Here is a 17,554-nt window from a genome sequence, read left to right as displayed (position 1 = left end):
TTTGTCACATTCATTGTACTCCCACATTGTATAAGCGTCAAGAAAACACTGCCACAAAATGTTCAAACATTCTCATAGTTGCGCCACCTTAGGAAAGAGGATGCACTCCGGCAGCAATTCAGCTATAATGGGGAAATGGATAGAAAGAGGGGAAAACGATGAAACAGCCACCATTAGAGGACCAATATCAAATGTTTGGGTCAATTGCGCTTTCCGCATTCGGGGCTGAGCTGCTTCGCCATTCGCTTCTTCCCGACCTGCTTGGCAAAGATGCCGCTTCGCTGCTGTACTGGGCCGGCAAACAGCTGGCGCGGCGCTACCCGCTCGAAACGCTCGATGACGTCGCCCTGTTTTTTGAACGGGCGGGCTGGGGGGAGCTATCAACCGGCGAAGAGCGAAACGACGAACTATATATCGAGCTGTCCGGCCCCATCATCGCCGCCCGCTTTTCCTTGTACGGCAGCTGCTCGTTCCAGCTTGAGGCTGGATTTCTCGCTCAGCAAATCGAACAACAAAAGCGGTTCGTCACCGAAGCGGTCGAACTGCCGCCAAAGCGGGACGGCAAAGCGCGCATTTTAGTGAAATGGGATCGGAAGCAGGCGATCGAATGAAATGCAGGCAACGGGCGTCCGCTCGCAAAACGGACGCCCGTTCAGCCATTATTCATGCAGTTTTTCATAGATTTTCTCCGCCACCGCCCGCGGGATGTTCGCCCGCTGCAACTCTTCCACCGTCGCCTCTTTCATCTTTTTCACCGAGCCGAAATAATTCAAGAGTGCTTTTTTCCGCTTTTCTCCGACGCCCGGGATGTCATCAAGCACGGAATGGAACATCGTTTTCTGCCGCGTCTGGCGATGGAATGCGACGGCAAACCGATGCACTTCATCCTGGATGCGCTGCAATAAATAAAACTCTTGGCTTTGCCTGTCAAGCGGCACGACATCCGGTGGGTCGCCGGCCAAAAGCTCTGATGTGCGATGTTTTTCGTCTTTCGCCAATCCGGCCAGCGGCACATCCAGTCCAAGTTCGTTTTCGAGCACATCCCGCACCGCCGATAAATGCCCCTTGCCGCCGTCGATGATGATCAAATCAGGAAGCGGCAATCCTTCTTTCAACACGCGCGTATAGCGGCGGCGCACGACTTCGCGCATCGTTTCATAATCGTTCGGCCCCGCCACCGTTTTGACCTTGTATTTCCGATACTCTTTTTTCGCCGGCTTGCCATCGAGGAAAACGACGAGCGCCGAGACCGGATCGGCTCCGTATATGTTGGAGTTATCGAACGCCTCGATGCGGCGCGGCGCCGGAATGCCGAGACGCTCCCCGAGCCGTTCGACCGCTTTGATCGTCCGTTCTTCGTCCCGCTCGATGAAATAAAATTTTTCTTTCAGAGCAATGGCCGCGTTTTTGCTCGCCAGCTCAACAAGCTCTTTTTTCTTCCCTTTTTTGGGCTGGACGACGGCAACGCCGAGCAATTCACTGGCGAGCTCGCCGTCAATGTCGGACGGGAGGACGACTTCTTTTGGCTTCAAATGATGCGCTTTCACATAAAACTGACCCAAAAACGTGAGCATTTCCTCATCCGGGTCTTGGTAAAGCGGGAAGATCGATACGTCGCGCTCGATCAGCTTTCCTTGGCGGAGGAAAAACACTTGCACGCACATCCAACCTTTGTCGTACGCGTAGCCGAACACATCGCGGTCGATGAAGTCGTTGAGCATCATTTTTTGCTTTTCCATCGTCATTTCAATTGCCGCGATTTGGTCGCGGTATTCTTTCGCCCGCTCAAACTCGAGCGCTTCCGCCGCTTCGTGCATTTTCTCGGCGAGCTCCTGCTTGACGTCTTCATACCCGCCGTTTAAAAAGCGGACGATTTGTTCGACCATCGCCTTGTTTTGCTCGTCTGACACCGGATGGACGCACGGGGCGAGGCATTGGCCCATATGGTAATACAAACAGGCGCGCGAAGGCAGCGTCGAGCATTTGCGGAGCGGATACAAGCGGTCGAGCAGCTTTTTCGTTTCGTTCGCCGCCTGCACGTTTGGATACGGTCCGAAATATTTGCCGCCGTCTTTTTTCACTTTGCGGGTGATAAGCAGACGCGGATGCTTTTCCGCGGTGATTTTAATAAATGGGTAGCTTTTGTCATCTTTCAGCATGACGTTGTATTTCGGATCATGCTTTTTGATCAAATTCATCTCCAAAATGAGCGCTTCGGCGTTTGACGAGGTGACGATGTATTCGAAATCAGCGATCTCCTCAACAAGCCGCTGCGTCTTGCCGTCATGCGTCCCGGTGAAATACGAGCGGACGCGCGCTTTCAGCGACTTCGCTTTGCCGACGTAAATGACCGTTCCGTATTTGTCCTTCATCAAATAGCAGCCCGGCTGTTCCGGCAGCACGGCCAGCTTTTCTTTCAGCCGCTCGTTCATTGACCATCACCTCACTGCTCCATCAACCCATTCGTACAGCGTAATCGTCCCATACACTGGATCGGCAAGCAAACTGGAACGATACGTTTTCACTTTGCGCACATGGCTAGAAACATCGACCCCTTGGGCGCGAAATCCATCAACGACATGGTCGGTCATATAAATGGCAGCATGGCGGTAGTTTTCTTTGTCTTGCAAAAAGAAGGAAAAATGGAGCACGTCTTTATGTGGAAAAGGCACGTTCAAATAGTCCAGGACGCGCGTCTCTTCCCACGTATATACCACAAACGGCGGCCGTTTGTCACGCAAATCGTCCGCAAGCTGATACACCGAAGGCGGCGTCTTTGCCTGCTCGCGCAACAGCCCGATGCCGATTGTAGACTGCAACAGCACAACCGCTGCCGCCAACACGAGCTTCCATGATCGCGGCGCAGCCAATACGCGCCCCCACACGCAAACGAGCGCGATATGAACGAGCGGGAGGAGATGACGCGGCTTATCAATGTTTTGTCCAAACAGCGCCCACAAAGCGTACAGCAACGCGGAAACGACAAGCGGACGCGGAAGCCCCAACCGCCCCGCGAGCCAGGCGATGGCGCCGACTGCCGCATAGGCGGACAGCAGCCAAACGTTTTGGCTGGCCACGCCGGTCCAAAGAAAGTTGTCAAGGACAAAGCGGCGCACCCGCTCTGAAAATGGGAGCGGGCTCGCCGCCGCCGTTCCGCCCCAGTCGCTGAAATGGCCGACGACAAATGCCCAGCCAAGCTTCATAAACGGCCAAAGGCCGCCTTCCGTGGCCGCGACGGCCGCCACCCAAATAAATTGAAAGGCGGCCGCCGCCAACAGCGATGCCGCCACGCGGCCGAGGCGGCGGTGCGTTTTCATGTCCTCATGCCAAAGGATCAACAACGCGGCAGCAAACGGGGCATAAGACAAACGGATGCCCATGAGGATGCTAAACAACGCGGCCGGCCAAAGCTGCGCCATCCATGTTGTTCGCCGCCGCGCCCATTCCACCGCCCATACGTACCACCAAAGCACGCCAAGCGCCGCGCCGTCCGACATCGGCCGGGCGGCGGCAAGGAGCACGTAGCTGGAAGAAATCACTGAAAGCGCGGCGAGCAGCGCCGCTGAACGCGGCATATGGCGCGCGAGCAGCCAAACGATGGGAAAGGCGGCGGAAAACAACACGAGCACATTCAAGATCGAAAGCGCTTTGGCCGGATTGGCGACCAAGGCGTGAACGGCCATGCCGCCCAAAATGAAATACGGATAGCCCGGGAAATGCGGCTGCATCGCCAGAACGTCATAGCGCTCAAGCGCCAAGGCAAAATCGACTTCATCCCATGTGGCCGCATACGGGCTTGCCCAATATAGGCCCGCGCCAACCAACAAAACAGCCGTTCCGATACTAAAGCCGATCCAAAGACGGTCGCCAAACCGTTTGTTCACCGTGTCCCCCTCCAAAGAAAACGTACAAGGCGCTGCAGCCTTGTACGTTTACATGACGCGTTTTTTGTTTTCATCCAACGCGGCGGCCGGCGGTTTCTCGACCACAGCGCTCTTTTGACTGCGGCGGCTCGCCACCAACAAATACACGACGACGAAGTAGCCGATATAGGCGATCACTTCTTCAAGCGACGGCATTGATGAATAGCCAAACAGCGCTTTTAAAAAGACGCCGACTTCACCGGAAAAGACGGGGGCGACGCCATGGTCGCGCACATAATGCTCATAATCGATCGGATGTTCCGGAAGCAGCCATGTCAAATCATATACGTGCGGCATGACGCTCCCGATGAGGCCAATGTCCTGCATCATGGAAATGGCTTGCACGAGCAGGCCGGCGGCGATCAAGACGATAAAAGCGCCGGTCACTTTAAAGAACGTCTTCAGCGGGATGCGCATCGTCCCTTTAAAGAAAAAGTAGCTGACCAAAGCGGCAATGGCGATTCCTGTCGCCGCCCCCCAGCCTTGCATCGCCGCGCCGATGTTGCCATGCGTAATCGCGGCGAAGAAGAAGACCGTTTCCACTCCCTCGCGCAGCACGACTAAAAACGAGTGGATGACCATGCCGACGACATTGCCGGCGGTAATGAACTGGTCCATTTTCCCTTCGACGTTCTTTTTCATGTCGCGGCTATGCGCGGCCATCCAAAACACCATTTGCGTCAAGAGCAACGCGGAGACGATCATGATGCCGATTTTCAAGTAGATTTCGCTGCCCATCGCGGCAAATCCCGTGAGCACGACTTGAAACAAAATGGCCGCGCCGATGCTCGCCAACACAGCCAAACCAGCACCAAGCCATACGTACTTTGTGTATTCCCGGTGATCGACCCGTTTCAAATACGACGTAATAATCCCGACAATGAGCAATGCCTCGAGCGCTTCGCGAAACGTGATGAGCAGCGCTTGAACTTCCATGCCCCCGCCTCCTCATTAAGTTTAGACTAAGCACGCTTCCGGCGACGTACGTAAATCAAGACGGCTCCGATGATCACAACAGCGATGACGATGAGCGGAATCCAGTTTTTTGCTTTGGACAAATCGGTCCACTCTTTCTTTTGCACTGCATCCGGCTTTTCTGCAGCTCTTTCCGAAAAATGGCCGACTTTTAGGCTTTTGAGGCCAAATTGCTTTTGCAAAGCCGATAAAATGGCTTCCTTGCTTTTCTTGAACGTTTCTATGTCTGATTGTTTCTCGCCGACGCCGAACAGCCCCGGGTTGCCAAGCGACTGAAGCGCCTTGTCAAACTCGGTGCGCAGCTGTTTATCAAGCGCAGGAGCTTTCCCTTGGATGACCGGGGACAGCGCCTCATACGTCGCAAACGCCTTCGCCAACAGCCGCTTGCTCGTATCGTACTGGTCAAAGTTCGCCTCAATATTGTCCAAACGGCGGGCGATATTGAGCACTAAAATTTTTTCCATGTCCTTGATCACCGCCTGGCGGTCCTTGGCTTCGATGGCCGCAAGCACCGCCTTGGACGGCTCCGGCCCCATATGCATGTCGATTTCTTTTTTGACCGTTTCAAAGATTTGCTTGGCAGAGTCAAAATTCGGCGGCTGTTCATTCAGCTTTTCTTTCATCTGTTTGTACGCTTCAGCAACCGCCTCTTCATTCGGGTTCCCGTACGAGTAGGCGAACGCTTTCAGCGGAACGAGATTGAGAATAATGATCACTGCTATGTAAAAAAAGAAACGGGATGTTTTCACGTTTCTGCTCCTCCTATCAAGATCAATGATAATCATTATCACCATCGTTGTCAATATAGAAAAAACGGCCGGCGGCCAGATGCGGCCGCCTCACGAACAATGGCGCTCCCGCTCCAAAGAAAGCACATGCGCTTCGCGGTCAATGACAGCTTTTTTGACCGGTCGGCGCATTTCCTTCCAGATGGCCGGGATGACCGCGGTTATATAGGCAGTGAACTTGATGAACGAGCGGCCGGTCGTCCGCACTTGATAGCGGATCGGCACTTCTTTCAAGCGAAACCCTTTGCGCACTAAATTGAGCGTCAGCACTTGGGCGTAATTGTAATCGTGGATGATTTCCGCCTCTTCCATCGCGTGGCGGGAAAACGCGCGCATCCCCGACTGCCCGTCATACAACCGCTGGCCGAGAAGGATCGACTGCAGCCGTGTGAACAAATAATTCCCGAGGCGGCGGTGCCATTTCATGCCGCGAATCGTGCCAAGGAAGCGCGAGCCGATCGTATAGTCCGCTTCGCCAGTGAAAATCGGCGCCAAAAGGTCGGGAATTTGTTCCGGCGGATATTCGTTGTCGGCATCGATCATCACGCCGATATCCGCGCCAAGGCGGACGCACTCCTCAAGCCCGCGCCGCACCGCCGCCCCGAGGCCGCGGTTTTCCGGCCAGCGGCAAATGTAATCGGCCCCCGCTTCTTGCGCCGCTTCAGCAGTCCGGTCGCTCGATCCATCATCAATGACCAAGACGCTGACCTCTACATCGGGATGGAAATGACGCGGAATGCGGCGAATCACTTCCCCAATCGCTTCTTCTTCATTGTGCGCCGGCAAAAAGACGATGACGCGCTGCTTTTTCATCGCTCTCCTCCTTTCGCATCGCCTCGATCAAAACCGGACCGCGGCTATGGCTTGGATACGGCGCACCAAGCAAATAGGCGATCGTCGGCGCCAGCGAGACGAGGCTTTTTTTCTCATCGACTCGTTTTCCGGCTTCAATCGCCGGGCCGTATAGAAAAAACGGCACATACCGCTCCCCTTCATCGAGATGGCCGTGGCCGCCGATGCCATCCGCTTGGCCATGGTCAGCGCAGACGATCAATGTCGCGCGCTCGAGCTCGCCCCGTTCCTCAAGCCAGCCGACAAACTCCGCGATCAACGCGTCGGCTTCTTCAATTTTTTCGATATACTCGTCATACAGCACACCGCGGCTATGGCCGGTCTGGTCGGTGGCGATCAATTGCACGACAAGCAAGTCTGGACGTTGCTCTTCCACAATGCGTTTCGCCCGTTCCATAATATAACGGTCAGCAAGATCGTTGGGCATGACGGCCGTCACTGTTTCGACATCATCGCCGAACGAATCGACCAAATGAGCGATGCCAAGCAAGCGGCCTGTTTTCCCTGCTTTGCGGAGCGAGTCGAAGATCGTTTCTACTTTTGCTCCGAGCTTCCATACCATATTCGAGCGAATGCCGTGCTCAAACGGATACGTGCCCGTCAACATCGACGTAAAGCAGACGACCGTGCGCGCCGGGTAGACGGTCTCCATTTGCGCAAATTCCGTCCCGTGAGCGCGCAGCCGTTTCAAAAACGGGGCATTGGCCGCTTCAAACCGGTCTTTGCGCATCCCGTCAATGACGATGACATACACTTTGTCACTGATCGGAACGGTTGGGCTCGGCACGTTGTTCGTGTAAGTCGGAATGGTCTCCGGCTGCCAGTCAAACAAATTCCGGTGCAACACCCATGAAAACAGCCATACCCCAGCGGCAAACAGCCAAAGCGCGCCGTACAGCGGCCCCAAATCCTCCCCTCGTTCCACTTGGATCGACGCATATTCCCAAACAGACAAAAGGAGAAAGACTTTCGGCAGCTGCTCTTGGGCGTTGCCGCTTGTCGAATCGCTGTTTTTCAGCACCAGCTTCCAAAAGCGGGTGAAATTCCACCACGACGTGCCGATGCGCAAATGGTAATAAAGCGTTCCCCAAAAAAAGACGGTAAAGAAAAAGTAAAGCCCCGACGCCAACAACAATAACGACGCATCAGCGAACGACCAAACGATGAGAAACACGACATACGGGATCCATAAATAATTGCGCAAAAACAATGGATAATCATACACATAATAGACAACAAACAGCGGAAGCGCCGCCGCCATGCCGAGCAGCCACGCCCATGAGCCGCCCATAAGATCAGCGGCATGGTAGATGCTCATCGTTCCGACGACAAAAATCGGCGTGAACGGCTTTCCCTCATTCAGCAAATTCCAGCAGCGCGCCGCCATTTTTTCGAATCGCGATGCTTCTTTCATTGCCTCACCCTTTCCTTTTTCCATACGCCCCGCACCACCTGCCAGTCGGACCGCCAAAACCACAATACCGCGGCTCCGGCGGCGTAAGAAAACAGAAATTTAAACGCATGTGTCAGCACCGCGGCCATATACGCCACATTCCATGGTGCACCAACCGTAGTTAAGGCAAACGCCATCACCGCCTCATACGTTCCGAGTCCACCGGGAGCAATTTGGGCAATTTGTCCGGAAACGGTCGCGCTGTTTGCCCACACCGCCTGTCCAAAAGAAAGCGGTATACCGACCTCTTTGGCGACCACGCCAATGACTGCCGCCTCGCACAGCCAGCTCGCCGCCACCGCTCCGGCCATCGCCGCGCCGCGCCAGCCGTGAAATACGCTCCTCCATCGCCGCCATAACCAATCGATGCGGAGCGGACGGCGAAACAAGACCGCGGTCAACACGAACCCCACGGCGACGGCCCCTGCCAAGAGCGGAATGCGGGGAATGTGATGCATATACGCATACGCCCCAATGACAGTCAATCCGCCCAGCACCGCCATATCAAGGAGCCGCATCACCGCCACCGATTCAATGGCCTCGCCGGCTGAAACGCCGGGCTGGCGGGCAAGCAAGGCCATACGCACAGCATCACCGATTTTCACCGGGGCAAGATGGTTGACAAACAAACTAAACAGCACCGCACGCCAATAAACAGAGAAGGCGATTGGCTTTCCGACATATCGCTTCCATGCCCACGCCCGCAGCCAAAACGACAATCCATATACGAAAGCGGCAGCAGCCATCTCGATCGGGCGGCTGACTAGCCTGGCTAGATGATGGAGCATCTGTCGGCCGTCAAAGCAGCGGTATGTCAGCCAAGCGGAAAAGAAAAGAAGCGCGAGCCCAGCTGCTCGCAACGCCGCTTTAGCCGTCGGTTTACCGCTCATATTCACGCGCCCACGCCACCGTGCGGGCGAGCCCTTCGGCAAACGCCACCTTCGGCTTGTAGCCAAACACCCGCTCCGCCTTCGTGATGTCCGCCCATGTCGCTTTCACATCACCTTTCCGCTCCGGCGCGCGCACGACCTTCATGTCCGGAAAATGCTTTCGCAGCTCGGCGAGCAGCTGCTCCATAGTGACGGGCGCCCCAGCGCCCAAGTTGAACACTTCGCTTCGCCCGCCGCCGCGGTGAAGCGCTGCGATCATGCCCTCCACAATATCATCGATGTACGTATAATCACGCGCCGTCCCTGTGCCGTACACGATAATTTCTTCACCGGAAAGCAGCCGGCGAAGAAACGTGCCAATCGCCATATCCGGACGACCCCACGGCCCGTAAACGGTGAAATAGCGAAAAATGGTCATTTTGTAACCGTACAAATGGGCGTACGCATGACAAAACGACTCCGCTCCATATTTCGCGGCCGCATACGGCGACACGACGCGGCCGTCAGCCATCTCTTCCCGGAGCGGGACGTTGCCGCGGTCCCCGTACACCGATGACGATGAGGCAAACAGCACATGCGCCACCCCTGCTTCCCCTGCCGCCGCCAACACGTTCACCGTCGCTTTGATGTCATAGTCGATATACGCGAGCGGCTCCTCAAGGGAATACGGCACGCCCGGCAGCGCCGCCAAATGGTAGACGACATCAGGGCGAAACTTGACAAACCATTTTTTCGTCTCTTTTCCGTCAAGCAAATCAAAGCGGACAAGCGGCACCCGCCCGCCGGTGAGCGCCTCGAACTGCCGCTCTTTCCGTTCTGGGGAATAATACGGATGAAAACAATCAATGACAGCCACTTCATATCCTTGATCGCTCAAACGGGCGGCCAGATGGCTGCCAATAAACCCTGCCCCTCCAGTGACAACAACTTTCACCTGTTTCCCCCCATCGCCAAATTCCCTTATCCATTAGCATCTTACCATAGCAGCGCCGGAAAGTCGCAAACCACAACGAAAAAAATGTTTCCATCCGCATTGACACCGTTCCGGCGCTCATTAAACAAGGGTGCCTTGCCGACACCCTCATTTGGCAGGTTATTTCGCTTTTTCAATCACTTGTTGCAGGGCGGCTTCAATTTGCGGCAGCCATTTGTCCGCCTCGGCTTTGTTTTTCGCCTTTGCCGCCTCCAAGTAGCGCGCCGCTTGGTCGTTCAACGTGTCATACGCCTTGTCGCCGAGCAGCGTTTTGATATCCTGTTCGATCATGTTAATAAAGAGCGCGCCTTCTAAGGCGGTGATCACCGATTTGTCTTGCCCCCAATTTTCTTTGCTTTCTTCATATTCATGAAGCGCCACTTTCGCCCATCCGCGCACGAACGCATGATTCACCGCTTTCGGATCGAGCGTTTTGACATCGGTCTGCAAGTCAAACTGTTTCAAAATGTAGTCCGCTTCTTCAGCGGCATGCCGTTTCATATACGGATAGACGGATTGATAAAACGCCCAGCCTTCTGCCTGTTCCACCTTCGCCTCTTTTTCGTTTTCCTTGGCCGCGGCCGCCGCCTTCGCCGCATAGCCGTGCGGCAGCGCCCCGCTCGCTAAATAGAACGTTTTCATCAATGTTTTATCAACCACTTGCTTGCCGAGGGCAAATGAGAGCGCATCATCATTTTGGACCGCTTGCTCCATTTGGACAAACGCCCCGTTGATCGCGTCAACCAACTTCGTTCCGTAAGCCGCATCGCGCTTTTCTACGGTCGACTGCAAAATCGCGTAAAATGTTTTGGCTTCCTCAAGCTCTTCCTTTACTTCTTCCTTATTGGCCCAATGCTCTTCTGCTTCGGTAAACTCATGCTTGATCGTCGTGTAAAACACTTTTTGCATCAGCTTGTCGAAAATTTGTTTGACGACCAACGGCTCAAGCGACCCGTCTTTGCCAGCCGCCAGTGCGTTGGTAATATGTTGGTCAAGGGCATCTTCAAATTCCGCGTCGCGTTTTTGCACAAGCGGCTGCAGCTTTTCTTTGTAGATGCTCTCCACTTTGCCGAAGTCGACCTTTCCGCCTTGCTTGGCTTTCTCAAGCTCCGCCAACGCTTCGCTGAACGCTCCCGCATAATCGACTTCCGCTTCTTCCTTCTCGTTCTCCGCCTTCGCTTCCTCTTTCGGCTTTTCTTGTTTCTCCACAGCCATTTGGTTGCTGCTTTCTTTTTCTGTTCCCTCCGTCTGTTTGCTCTGGCCGCACGCCCCAAGGGCCAACGCTGCTGCGGCGAAGACGGCGAGCCACTTCCATTTCAATGACATTCTGCATCCCCCCGTTCACACATCAAAAAATGATAATCAATATCAACACAATGAGATTATAAAAGAAAATGAATTTCAGTGTCAATACATGGTGAAAAAGTGAGGGCTCCCTTCTTGCTGAAAATCCGCTTTTCCTGGCTGATCATGCCTTACATAAAAAAATCCAGAGGCCCATCCCTCTGGATTTTTTCGTCCTCGACATTATGCATGTTTGTTCACAAACTCAACAAGCGCCTCTTTCGGCTGATAGCCGACCGCTTTGTCGACAAGTTGGCCATCTTTGAACAGAAGCAGCGTCGGGATGCTCATGACGCCGAACTTCGACGCTGTTTCCTGGTTGTCGTCGACATTCACTTTGACGATTTTCACTTTGTCGCCCATTTCGCGGTCAAGCTCTTCAAGCACCGGAGCGATCATGCGGCACGGTCCGCACCATGGCGCCCAGAAGTCAACGAGCGTGAGGCCATCTTTCGTTTCCGCGGCGAACGTTTGGTCAGTGGCATTGACAATCGCCATATGGATTTCCTCCCATCTTCTTGAATGCTGCAAGCAAAGTATACCATGGAATGCATGTCGGCGCGAATGTTTTGCTTCGTTTCTACTATTCGCTTTTGCTGCGGAATTTATCCGTCAAAAAACGGACGGCTCAAGCCGTCCGTATTGTTTATTACGAATGCACTTTCAGTTTTTTGAACTCTTCGGTGAGGAGCGGAACGACTTCGAACAAATCGCCGACAATGCCGTAGTCCGCGACTTTGAAAATGTTCGCTTCCGGGTCTTTGTTAATGGCGACGATGACTTTCGAGTTCGACATGCCAGCCAAGTGCTGAATGGCGCCCGAAATGCCGCAGGCGATGTAAAGGTCCGGCGTGACGACTTTTCCGGTTTGCCCGATTTGCAGCGAGTAGTCGCAATAACCGGCATCGCACGCCCCGCGCGAAGCGCCGACCGCACCGCCCAACACTTCAGCGAGCTCTTGGAGCGGCTTGAAGCCTTCAGCGCTTTTGACGCCGCGGCCGCCGGCGACGATCACTTTCGCCTCGGTCAAGTCGACGCCTTCCGCCGTTTTGCGGACGACTTCTTTGACAATCGCGCGCAAGTCTTTAATCTCGACGGCGAGCGCTTCGACGCTGCCTGTGCGCGATTCGTCGCGCTCAAGCGGCGCGATGTTGTTCGGACGCACGGTCGCAAAGATGATGCCATCGGTGACGATTTTCTTTTCAAACGCTTTGCCGGAGTAGATCGGACGCGTAAAGACGATGTTGCCGCCTGCCTCCTCGACCGCGATGACGTCGGAAACGAGGCCGGCGTCGAGCTTGATGGCCAATTTCGGAGACAAGTCTTTGCCGAGCGCCGTATGGCCAAAGACGATGCCTTCCGGCTGCTCTTTGTCAATCACGGCTTTTAACGCTTGCGAATAGCCGTCTGATGTATAAAATTTCAAATTCGGATGTTCAATGACGACAACGCGGTCCGCACCGCGGTAAATGAGTTCGTTCGCATGCGCCTGTACCTGGTCGCCGACGAGCACCGAGACGACTTCCCCGCCTTCGGCGATCGTTTTGGCCGCTGCGATGGCTTCAAAGGAAACGTTTCGCAGCGATCCGTCGCGTACTTCCGCCAATGTCAATACTTTGCGTGCCATAGTTTCAGTCCCCCTACCGTTTATTCTCCATCGTTCCTGTCCGTCAACGCGCGCGGGTGGCTGCCTGTCGCCTCACACGACTTTCGCTTCAGAACGGAGCAGCTGAACGAGCTCTTTCACTTGATCGGCGATCTCGCCTTGCAAAATTTTGCCCGCTTCGCGCTTCGGCGGCAAGAACACTTCGATCGTTTTCGTTTTCGCTTCGACATCATCTTCCTCGAGGTCCAAATCGTCAAGCTCCAGCTCCTCAAGCGGTTTCTTTTTCGCTTTCATGATCCCCGGCAGCGACGGATAGCGCGGCTCGTTCAGCCCTTGTTGAGCCGTGACAAGGAGCGGCAGCGACGTTTCGATGATTTCCTCATCTCCTTCAACATCGCGCACAACGGTCACTTTGCCGCCGTCGGCAATATCCAGCTTCGTGATCGTCGTCACGTATGGAATGCCAAGCAATTCCGCAACCCGCGGGCCGACTTGACCGGAGCCGCCGTCAATGGCGACGTTGCCGGCTAAAATCAAATCCGGATTTTTGTCTTTCAAATACTCAGCGAGCACTTTCGCCGTCGTATATTGGTCTTGCTCATCAACATCATCGTCAATGTTGATGAGCACCGCTTTATCGCAGCCCATGGCGAGTGCTGTGCGGAGCTCTTTTTCCGCCTCTTCGCTGCCGACAGTGACGACCGTCACTTCACCGCCGTGTTTGTCGCGCACTTGAATCGCTTCTTCAATGGCGTATTCGTCGTACGGGTTGATGATGAATTCAGCGCCTTCCTCGTTAATCTTGCCATTGACGATGGAGATTTTTTCTTCCGTGTCAAAGGTGCGTTTCATTAAGACAAAAATGTTCACGTCGTTCCCCTCCTCGAACAATTGTTGTAGTTGCCAACATTCAGACATCATTGATGATTATTTTCCTTGAAAGACGGGCGGCCGTTTTTCCAAAAACGCCTGCACGCCTTCTTTTGCATCCTCGGATACAAACACGCGGCCAAACCATTCCGCTTCCTCGCGCACAGCCTCGGCGAACGATTTTTCCTTCGCGGCGTTGAGCAGTTCAATCGTCGCACGGACGGAAAGCGGACTTTTGGCGGCGATCTTTTTCGCCAACGCTTTTGCTTCATCAAGAAGCCGCTCTTCCGGCACCGCCTTGTTGGCAAGCCCCCACTCGACTGCTTCGAGTCCGGTGATCGGCTCGCTCGTCCACATCATTTCCGCTGCTTTGCCAAAGCCGACGTAGCGTACAAGCCGCTGCGTGCCGGCAAATCCCGGAATGATGCCAAGCTGCAGCTCCGGAAGGCCGAGTTTGGCATTTTCCGCCACAATGCGGATATGGCAGCTCATCGCCAACTCAAGCCCGCCGCCTAACGCGGCGCCGTGAATGGCGGCGATGACCGGTTTGGAGAACCGCTCGATCCGTTCCATCACCAGCTGGCCGTTGCGCGACAAGCCGGATGCCTCCTCGACGGAAGCGATGGACGTGAATTCTTTAATATCGGCGCCGGCTGAGAAAAACCGCCCCTCGCCATGAAGCAGCACGACGCGCACATCCGGATCGGTCTCGAGCTCGTCCAACACAGTTGAAAGCTCTTTCAAAACCGCTGATGAAAGGGCGTTCGCCGGCGGCCGTGAAAACGTCACGATGGCGACGAACTCCTCTTTCGCCAAACGAAAAAAGTCCATGAAGCCTCTCCCCTTTCTGCCTATCCTAACGCCCGGCGGCGCACCCTTTGACGAGCAGTTCGTACACCGGTTCGGCGAGGGCGGCCAAGTCATACTTTTGCTCGTTCATCACCCACGTCGTCACGGTTTCATCCAAGGTGCCGAAGATCATTTGGCGGGTGAGCCGGACGTCTAAATCTTGGCGAAACTCCCCTTTTTCCATCCCCTCCATGATGATGCGGTCGATGAGCCGCAAATATCCTTTCAGCACCTCATTGATGCGATGGCGAAGCTCTTTGTTCGACTGGCGCAGCTCAAGCTGCGTGACGACCGCCATATGCGGATCAGCAGCGAGGGCGGAAAAATGAGTTTTCACCAATACATACAATTTCTCTAGGGGGCTTGAAATTCCTTCTGTCTCTTGTTCAATTTTCTCGATGAATGCCCCCATCTTTTCTTGAAAAAGCGAAATTAAAATATCCTCTTTGTTTTTAAAATAAAGGTAGATCGTGCCGTCGGCGACACCGGCCTGCTTGGCGATTTTCGACACTTGCGCCTGATGGTAGCCATGCTCGGCGATGACGACGACGGCAGCGTCAATGATTTGCTTAAATTTCGGCTTTTCCCTCCGCAATATTGATTCTCCTTTTCTCACTTTCCATCCGTCAAATGAATGAACCATCATTCATATTTTCATTTTACGGGCAATTCTGCCGATTTGTCAAGCTTCTTTTTCTCCTCTTCGACCAGCACGCGGCGCAAAATTTTGCCAACCGCCGTCTTCGGCAGTTCGCTGCGGAACTCGTAGATGCGCGGCACTTTGTAAGCAGCTAGGCGCTGGCGCATAAACGCGTCAAGCTCCTTTTCGCTGCACGCCTCCCCCGGCTTTAACACGACGAACGCTTTCACCGTCTCACCGCGGTACGGATCCGGAACGCCGATCACGGCCGCTTCCTGCACTTTCGGGTGCTCGTACAACGCTTCCTCGACTTCGCGCGGGTAAATGTTGTAACCGCCGGCGATAATGACATCTTTTTTCCGATCCACGATGTAAAAATAGCCGCGTTCATCCATATAGCCGATATCTCCTGTATACAGCCAGCCGTCGCGCAACACTTGCTCGGTCTCTTCCGGCCGGTTCCAGTAGCCTTTCATCACTTGCGGGCCGCGGACGGCAAGTTCCCCTAACTCTCCCGGCTTCGCTTCCTCGCCCGTTTCCAAGGAAACGATTTTCGCTTCCGTATCCGGCCACGGAACGCCGATGCTTCCTTTCACCCGCTCCCCGTCCCAAAGAAAGTTGCTGTGAGTGACAGGGGACGCCTCGGTCAACCCATAGCCTTCAATCAATTTTCCGCCCGTTGCCCGCTCGAACTGCTCCTGCACTTCAACTGGCAGCGGAGCGGAGCCGCTGATGCAGACGTTGATCGACGACAAATCATATTTCGGCAAATCCGGATGGTTCAACAAAGCGATGTACATCGTCGGCGCGCCTGGAAACATCGTCGGCCGGGTGCGCTCAATCGTTTTCAACGTTTGCTTCACATCAAACCGTGGGAGCAGCACCATTTTGCTCGCCATCATCACGGACAAATTCATCACCGTCGTCATTCCGTACACGTGGAAAAACGGAAGCACACCGAGCACTGTTTCTTTTCCTTTTTCGCATTTATACACCCAACGGGCGCACATCAATGTATTCGCGATCAAGTTGCGATGCGTCAACATGGCCGCTTTCGGATGCCCCGTCGTGCCGCCTGTATATTGCAGCAGCGCCACATCTTCCACCGGATCGATGTCCACCCCGATCGGCGCAGTTTCTTTGCGGCTCATGATCGTGCGGAACAGATGAACGGTTTCGCTTTCCGCGATGCGGACGATGGGCATGTTTTGCTTCCGCTGGACAAGCGGATACAGCCATTTCTTCACCGTGGGCAAATAATCTTGCATTCTTGTGACAATCGAATGTTGGACTGGTATTCTCCCTTTCAACTTTTCCGCCTTTGGATACAGGATATCCATCGTCACGAGCACCGAGGCGCCGCTGTCATTCAGCTGGTATTCAAGCTCATACTCGGTGTAAAGCGGGTTCGTCTGCACGACGATGCCGCCGGCTAGGAGCGTCCCATAGTAGCTGATGACCGCCTGCGGGCAGTTCGGCAGCATAATCGCCACCCGATCCCCTTTTTTCAATCCGATCGTCCGCAAATAATGCGCGAACGTCACAGCCTGCTCGTACAAATCGCGAAACGTCATCGTTTTCCCCAAAAAGTCAATCGCCTCATGGTCTCCGAATTGTTCCGCCGTCTCCCGCAAATAGTCAGAAAGCGTTTTCTCGGGATAGTCAAGCGTATGCGGAATCTCCGGCGGATAATGAGCAAGCCACGGTTTTTCCATATGCATCCCTCCTTGTTTCTATTTTATTTCACTTTTTGTAATTTTTCATCAAAAAAAACGCCTCGCCTGAGCGAGACGTCACCAAAACCAGTACACCAAACCAATAAAGAAAAAGCACGCGCAGATGACAAACAAGATTTTCGCCAGCACATCGACCGACCGGTTGCGCACCGCCATATAGACGATGCCGCTGACCAAAAGCAGCCCGACCGCAATCAACAACCATTTCACTACTGCGTTCATTCGTTGTTCCCCTTTACTGAATGCCTTCGCCGATGACAAACGACAAGCCGACGGAAATCACCATGGAAATAAAGCCGACGGCCCGGTTGTCGTTGGCGATTTCGTCATCAATATTAAACTTGGGCGTCAAAAATTCATAAATAAAGTACGCGGCAAGCAGAAGCAAAAACCCGTACAGCCCCCAGCCGATCATCGACGGCAGCGACTCATGGCGGGCGAGCGCATAGCGGAAAATATTGGCGATGCCAAAAATTTTCCCGCCCGTCGCCATCGCCACCGCCACATTGCCTTTTTGAATTTCCTCCCAATTTTTGTATTTCGTCACCAACTCAAATACAGCTAAAAAGACAACGATGCACAACACGGCAACGCTGAAATTGGCCGCCGTTTTCACCATGTCGTGCTCCCAAAACGACGCCATTGCCATCGCCCC

18 protein-coding genes are annotated in these 17,554 nt (G+C 54.3%); 1 reads left to right on the top strand and 17 read right to left on the bottom strand.

Annotation, left to right across the window (positions count from 1 at the left end; all coding sequences use genetic code 11):
• The first annotated feature begins 158 nt into the window (after positions 1–158).
• Positions 159–611, top strand: coding sequence for a YslB family protein (locus LG52_RS02005; RefSeq protein WP_044730647.1), 453 nt, complete (start codon positions 159–161; stop codon positions 609–611).
• 48 nt (positions 612–659) lie between these two features.
• On the opposite strand, the gene uvrC is transcribed toward LG52_RS02005, so the two are convergent.
• The 17 genes from uvrC to LG52_RS01925 all read right to left on the bottom strand — a co-directional run bounded on the left by uvrC (position 660) and on the right by LG52_RS01925 (position 17,542).
• Positions 660–2,432: an excinuclease ABC subunit UvrC gene (gene uvrC, locus LG52_RS02000; protein WP_044730646.1), complete on the bottom strand. Its 1,773-nt coding sequence runs from the start codon at positions 2,430–2,432 to the stop codon at positions 660–662.
• A gap of 6 nt (positions 2,433–2,438) precedes the next feature.
• The gene (locus LG52_RS01995) at positions 2,439–3,884 is read right to left on the bottom strand and encodes a hypothetical protein (protein ID WP_044730645.1); all 1,446 of its coding nucleotides are present in this window, start codon (positions 3,882–3,884) and stop codon (positions 2,439–2,441) included.
• Between the two features lie 48 nt (positions 3,885–3,932).
• Positions 3,933–4,859 carry an FTR1 family iron permease gene (locus tag LG52_RS01990; protein ID WP_044730644.1) on the bottom strand — a complete coding sequence of 309 codons (927 nt, stop codon included), beginning with the start codon at positions 4,857–4,859 and terminating at the stop codon, positions 3,933–3,935.
• A 26-nt stretch (positions 4,860–4,885) separates the two neighbouring features.
• On the bottom strand, positions 4,886–5,647 hold the full coding sequence (locus LG52_RS01985; protein WP_197071950.1) for a hypothetical protein: 762 nt from the start codon (positions 5,645–5,647) through the stop codon (positions 4,886–4,888).
• 90 nt (positions 5,648–5,737) lie between these two features.
• Positions 5,738–6,499: a glycosyltransferase family 2 protein gene (locus tag LG52_RS01980; RefSeq protein WP_044730642.1), complete on the bottom strand. Its 762-nt coding sequence runs from the start codon at positions 6,497–6,499 to the stop codon at positions 5,738–5,740.
• Positions 6,456–7,952 (bottom strand): alkaline phosphatase family protein, encoded by a 1,497-nt coding sequence (locus LG52_RS01975; protein ID WP_044730641.1) that lies wholly within the window; start codon positions 7,950–7,952, stop codon positions 6,456–6,458. The genes LG52_RS01980 and LG52_RS01975 overlap by 44 nt, the downstream gene beginning before the upstream one ends.
• Positions 7,949–8,881, bottom strand: a complete 933-nt coding sequence (locus LG52_RS01970; RefSeq protein WP_044730640.1) for a lysylphosphatidylglycerol synthase transmembrane domain-containing protein — start codon at positions 8,879–8,881, stop codon at positions 7,949–7,951. Before LG52_RS01970 ends, LG52_RS01975 begins: the two co-directional genes overlap by 4 nt.
• On the bottom strand, positions 8,871–9,815 hold the full coding sequence (locus LG52_RS01965) for an NAD-dependent epimerase/dehydratase family protein (RefSeq protein ID WP_044730639.1): 945 nt from the start codon (positions 9,813–9,815) through the stop codon (positions 8,871–8,873). Before LG52_RS01965 ends, LG52_RS01970 begins: the two co-directional genes overlap by 11 nt.
• A gap of 159 nt (positions 9,816–9,974) precedes the next feature.
• Positions 9,975–11,180, bottom strand: a complete 1,206-nt coding sequence (locus LG52_RS01960) for a hypothetical protein (protein ID WP_044730638.1) — start codon at positions 11,178–11,180, stop codon at positions 9,975–9,977.
• Positions 11,181–11,381: 201 nt separating this feature from the next.
• Entirely contained in the window at positions 11,382–11,696 is a 315-nt protein-coding gene (gene trxA, locus LG52_RS01955; protein ID WP_044730637.1) for a thioredoxin, read from the bottom strand.
• Positions 11,697–11,847: 151 nt separating this feature from the next.
• Positions 11,848–12,825 carry an electron transfer flavoprotein subunit alpha/FixB family protein gene (locus LG52_RS01950; RefSeq protein WP_013144556.1) on the bottom strand — a complete coding sequence of 326 codons (978 nt, stop codon included), beginning with the start codon at positions 12,823–12,825 and terminating at the stop codon, positions 11,848–11,850.
• Between the two features lie 72 nt (positions 12,826–12,897).
• Complete coding sequence (locus LG52_RS01945) at positions 12,898–13,674, bottom strand: electron transfer flavoprotein subunit beta/FixA family protein (RefSeq protein ID WP_044733052.1); 777 nt, start codon at positions 13,672–13,674, stop codon at positions 12,898–12,900.
• 57 nt (positions 13,675–13,731) lie between these two features.
• The gene (locus LG52_RS01940) at positions 13,732–14,505 is read right to left on the bottom strand and encodes an enoyl-CoA hydratase (RefSeq protein WP_044730636.1); all 774 of its coding nucleotides are present in this window, start codon (positions 14,503–14,505) and stop codon (positions 13,732–13,734) included.
• A 25-nt stretch (positions 14,506–14,530) separates the two neighbouring features.
• On the bottom strand, positions 14,531–15,118 hold the full coding sequence (locus LG52_RS01935) for a TetR/AcrR family transcriptional regulator (protein WP_025949434.1): 588 nt from the start codon (positions 15,116–15,118) through the stop codon (positions 14,531–14,533).
• A 59-nt stretch (positions 15,119–15,177) separates the two neighbouring features.
• Positions 15,178–16,878: a long-chain-fatty-acid--CoA ligase gene (locus tag LG52_RS01930; RefSeq protein ID WP_044730635.1), complete on the bottom strand. Its 1,701-nt coding sequence runs from the start codon at positions 16,876–16,878 to the stop codon at positions 15,178–15,180.
• Positions 16,879–16,956: 78 nt separating this feature from the next.
• Positions 16,957–17,121 carry a hypothetical protein gene (locus LG52_RS20045; protein WP_167346067.1) on the bottom strand — a complete coding sequence of 55 codons (165 nt, stop codon included), beginning with the start codon at positions 17,119–17,121 and terminating at the stop codon, positions 16,957–16,959.
• Between the two features lie 13 nt (positions 17,122–17,134).
• On the bottom strand, positions 17,135–17,542 hold the full coding sequence (locus tag LG52_RS01925; protein ID WP_044730634.1) for a DUF350 domain-containing protein: 408 nt from the start codon (positions 17,540–17,542) through the stop codon (positions 17,135–17,137).
• Positions 17,543–17,554 lie beyond the last annotated feature (12 nt).

It is taken from the genome of Geobacillus kaustophilus (assembly GCF_000948285.1).
Classification (GTDB): domain Bacteria; phylum Bacillota; class Bacilli; order Bacillales; family Anoxybacillaceae; genus Geobacillus; species Geobacillus thermoleovorans_A.
Note: the sequence above shows the minus strand (reverse complement) of the source record. Positions and strands in the feature narration are given on the sequence as shown.

What these genes read in the sequence shown, in the direction of transcription:
- LG52_RS02005 (WP_044730647.1), top strand. Translation starts at nt 159, where the DNA reads ATGAAACAGCCACCATTAGAGGACCAATATCAAATGTTTGGGTCAATT.
- uvrC (WP_044730646.1), bottom strand. Translation starts at nt 2,432, where the DNA reads ATGAACGAGCGGCTGAAAGAAAAGCTGGCCGTGCTGCCGGAACAGCCG.
- LG52_RS01990 (WP_044730644.1), bottom strand. Translation starts at nt 4,859, where the DNA reads ATGGAAGTTCAAGCGCTGCTCATCACGTTTCGCGAAGCGCTCGAGGCA.
- LG52_RS01980 (WP_044730642.1), bottom strand. Translation starts at nt 6,499, where the DNA reads ATGAAAAAGCAGCGCGTCATCGTCTTTTTGCCGGCGCACAATGAAGAA.
- LG52_RS01975 (WP_044730641.1), bottom strand. Translation starts at nt 7,952, where the DNA reads ATGAAAGAAGCATCGCGATTCGAAAAAATGGCGGCGCGCTGCTGGAAT.
- LG52_RS01970 (WP_044730640.1), bottom strand. Translation starts at nt 8,881, where the DNA reads ATGAGCGGTAAACCGACGGCTAAAGCGGCGTTGCGAGCAGCTGGGCTC.
- LG52_RS01960 (WP_044730638.1), bottom strand. Translation starts at nt 11,180, where the DNA reads ATGTCATTGAAATGGAAGTGGCTCGCCGTCTTCGCCGCAGCAGCGTTG.
- trxA (WP_044730637.1), bottom strand. Translation starts at nt 11,696, where the DNA reads ATGGCGATTGTCAATGCCACTGACCAAACGTTCGCCGCGGAAACGAAA.
- LG52_RS01950 (WP_013144556.1), bottom strand. Translation starts at nt 12,825, where the DNA reads ATGGCACGCAAAGTATTGACATTGGCGGAAGTACGCGACGGATCGCTG.
- LG52_RS01940 (WP_044730636.1), bottom strand. Translation starts at nt 14,505, where the DNA reads ATGGACTTTTTTCGTTTGGCGAAAGAGGAGTTCGTCGCCATCGTGACG.
- LG52_RS01930 (WP_044730635.1), bottom strand. Translation starts at nt 16,878, where the DNA reads ATGGAAAAACCGTGGCTTGCTCATTATCCGCCGGAGATTCCGCATACG.
- LG52_RS20045 (WP_167346067.1), bottom strand. Translation starts at nt 17,121, where the DNA reads ATGAACGCAGTAGTGAAATGGTTGTTGATTGCGGTCGGGCTGCTTTTG.
- LG52_RS01925 (WP_044730634.1), bottom strand. Translation starts at nt 17,542, where the DNA reads ATGGCGTCGTTTTGGGAGCACGACATGGTGAAAACGGCGGCCAATTTC.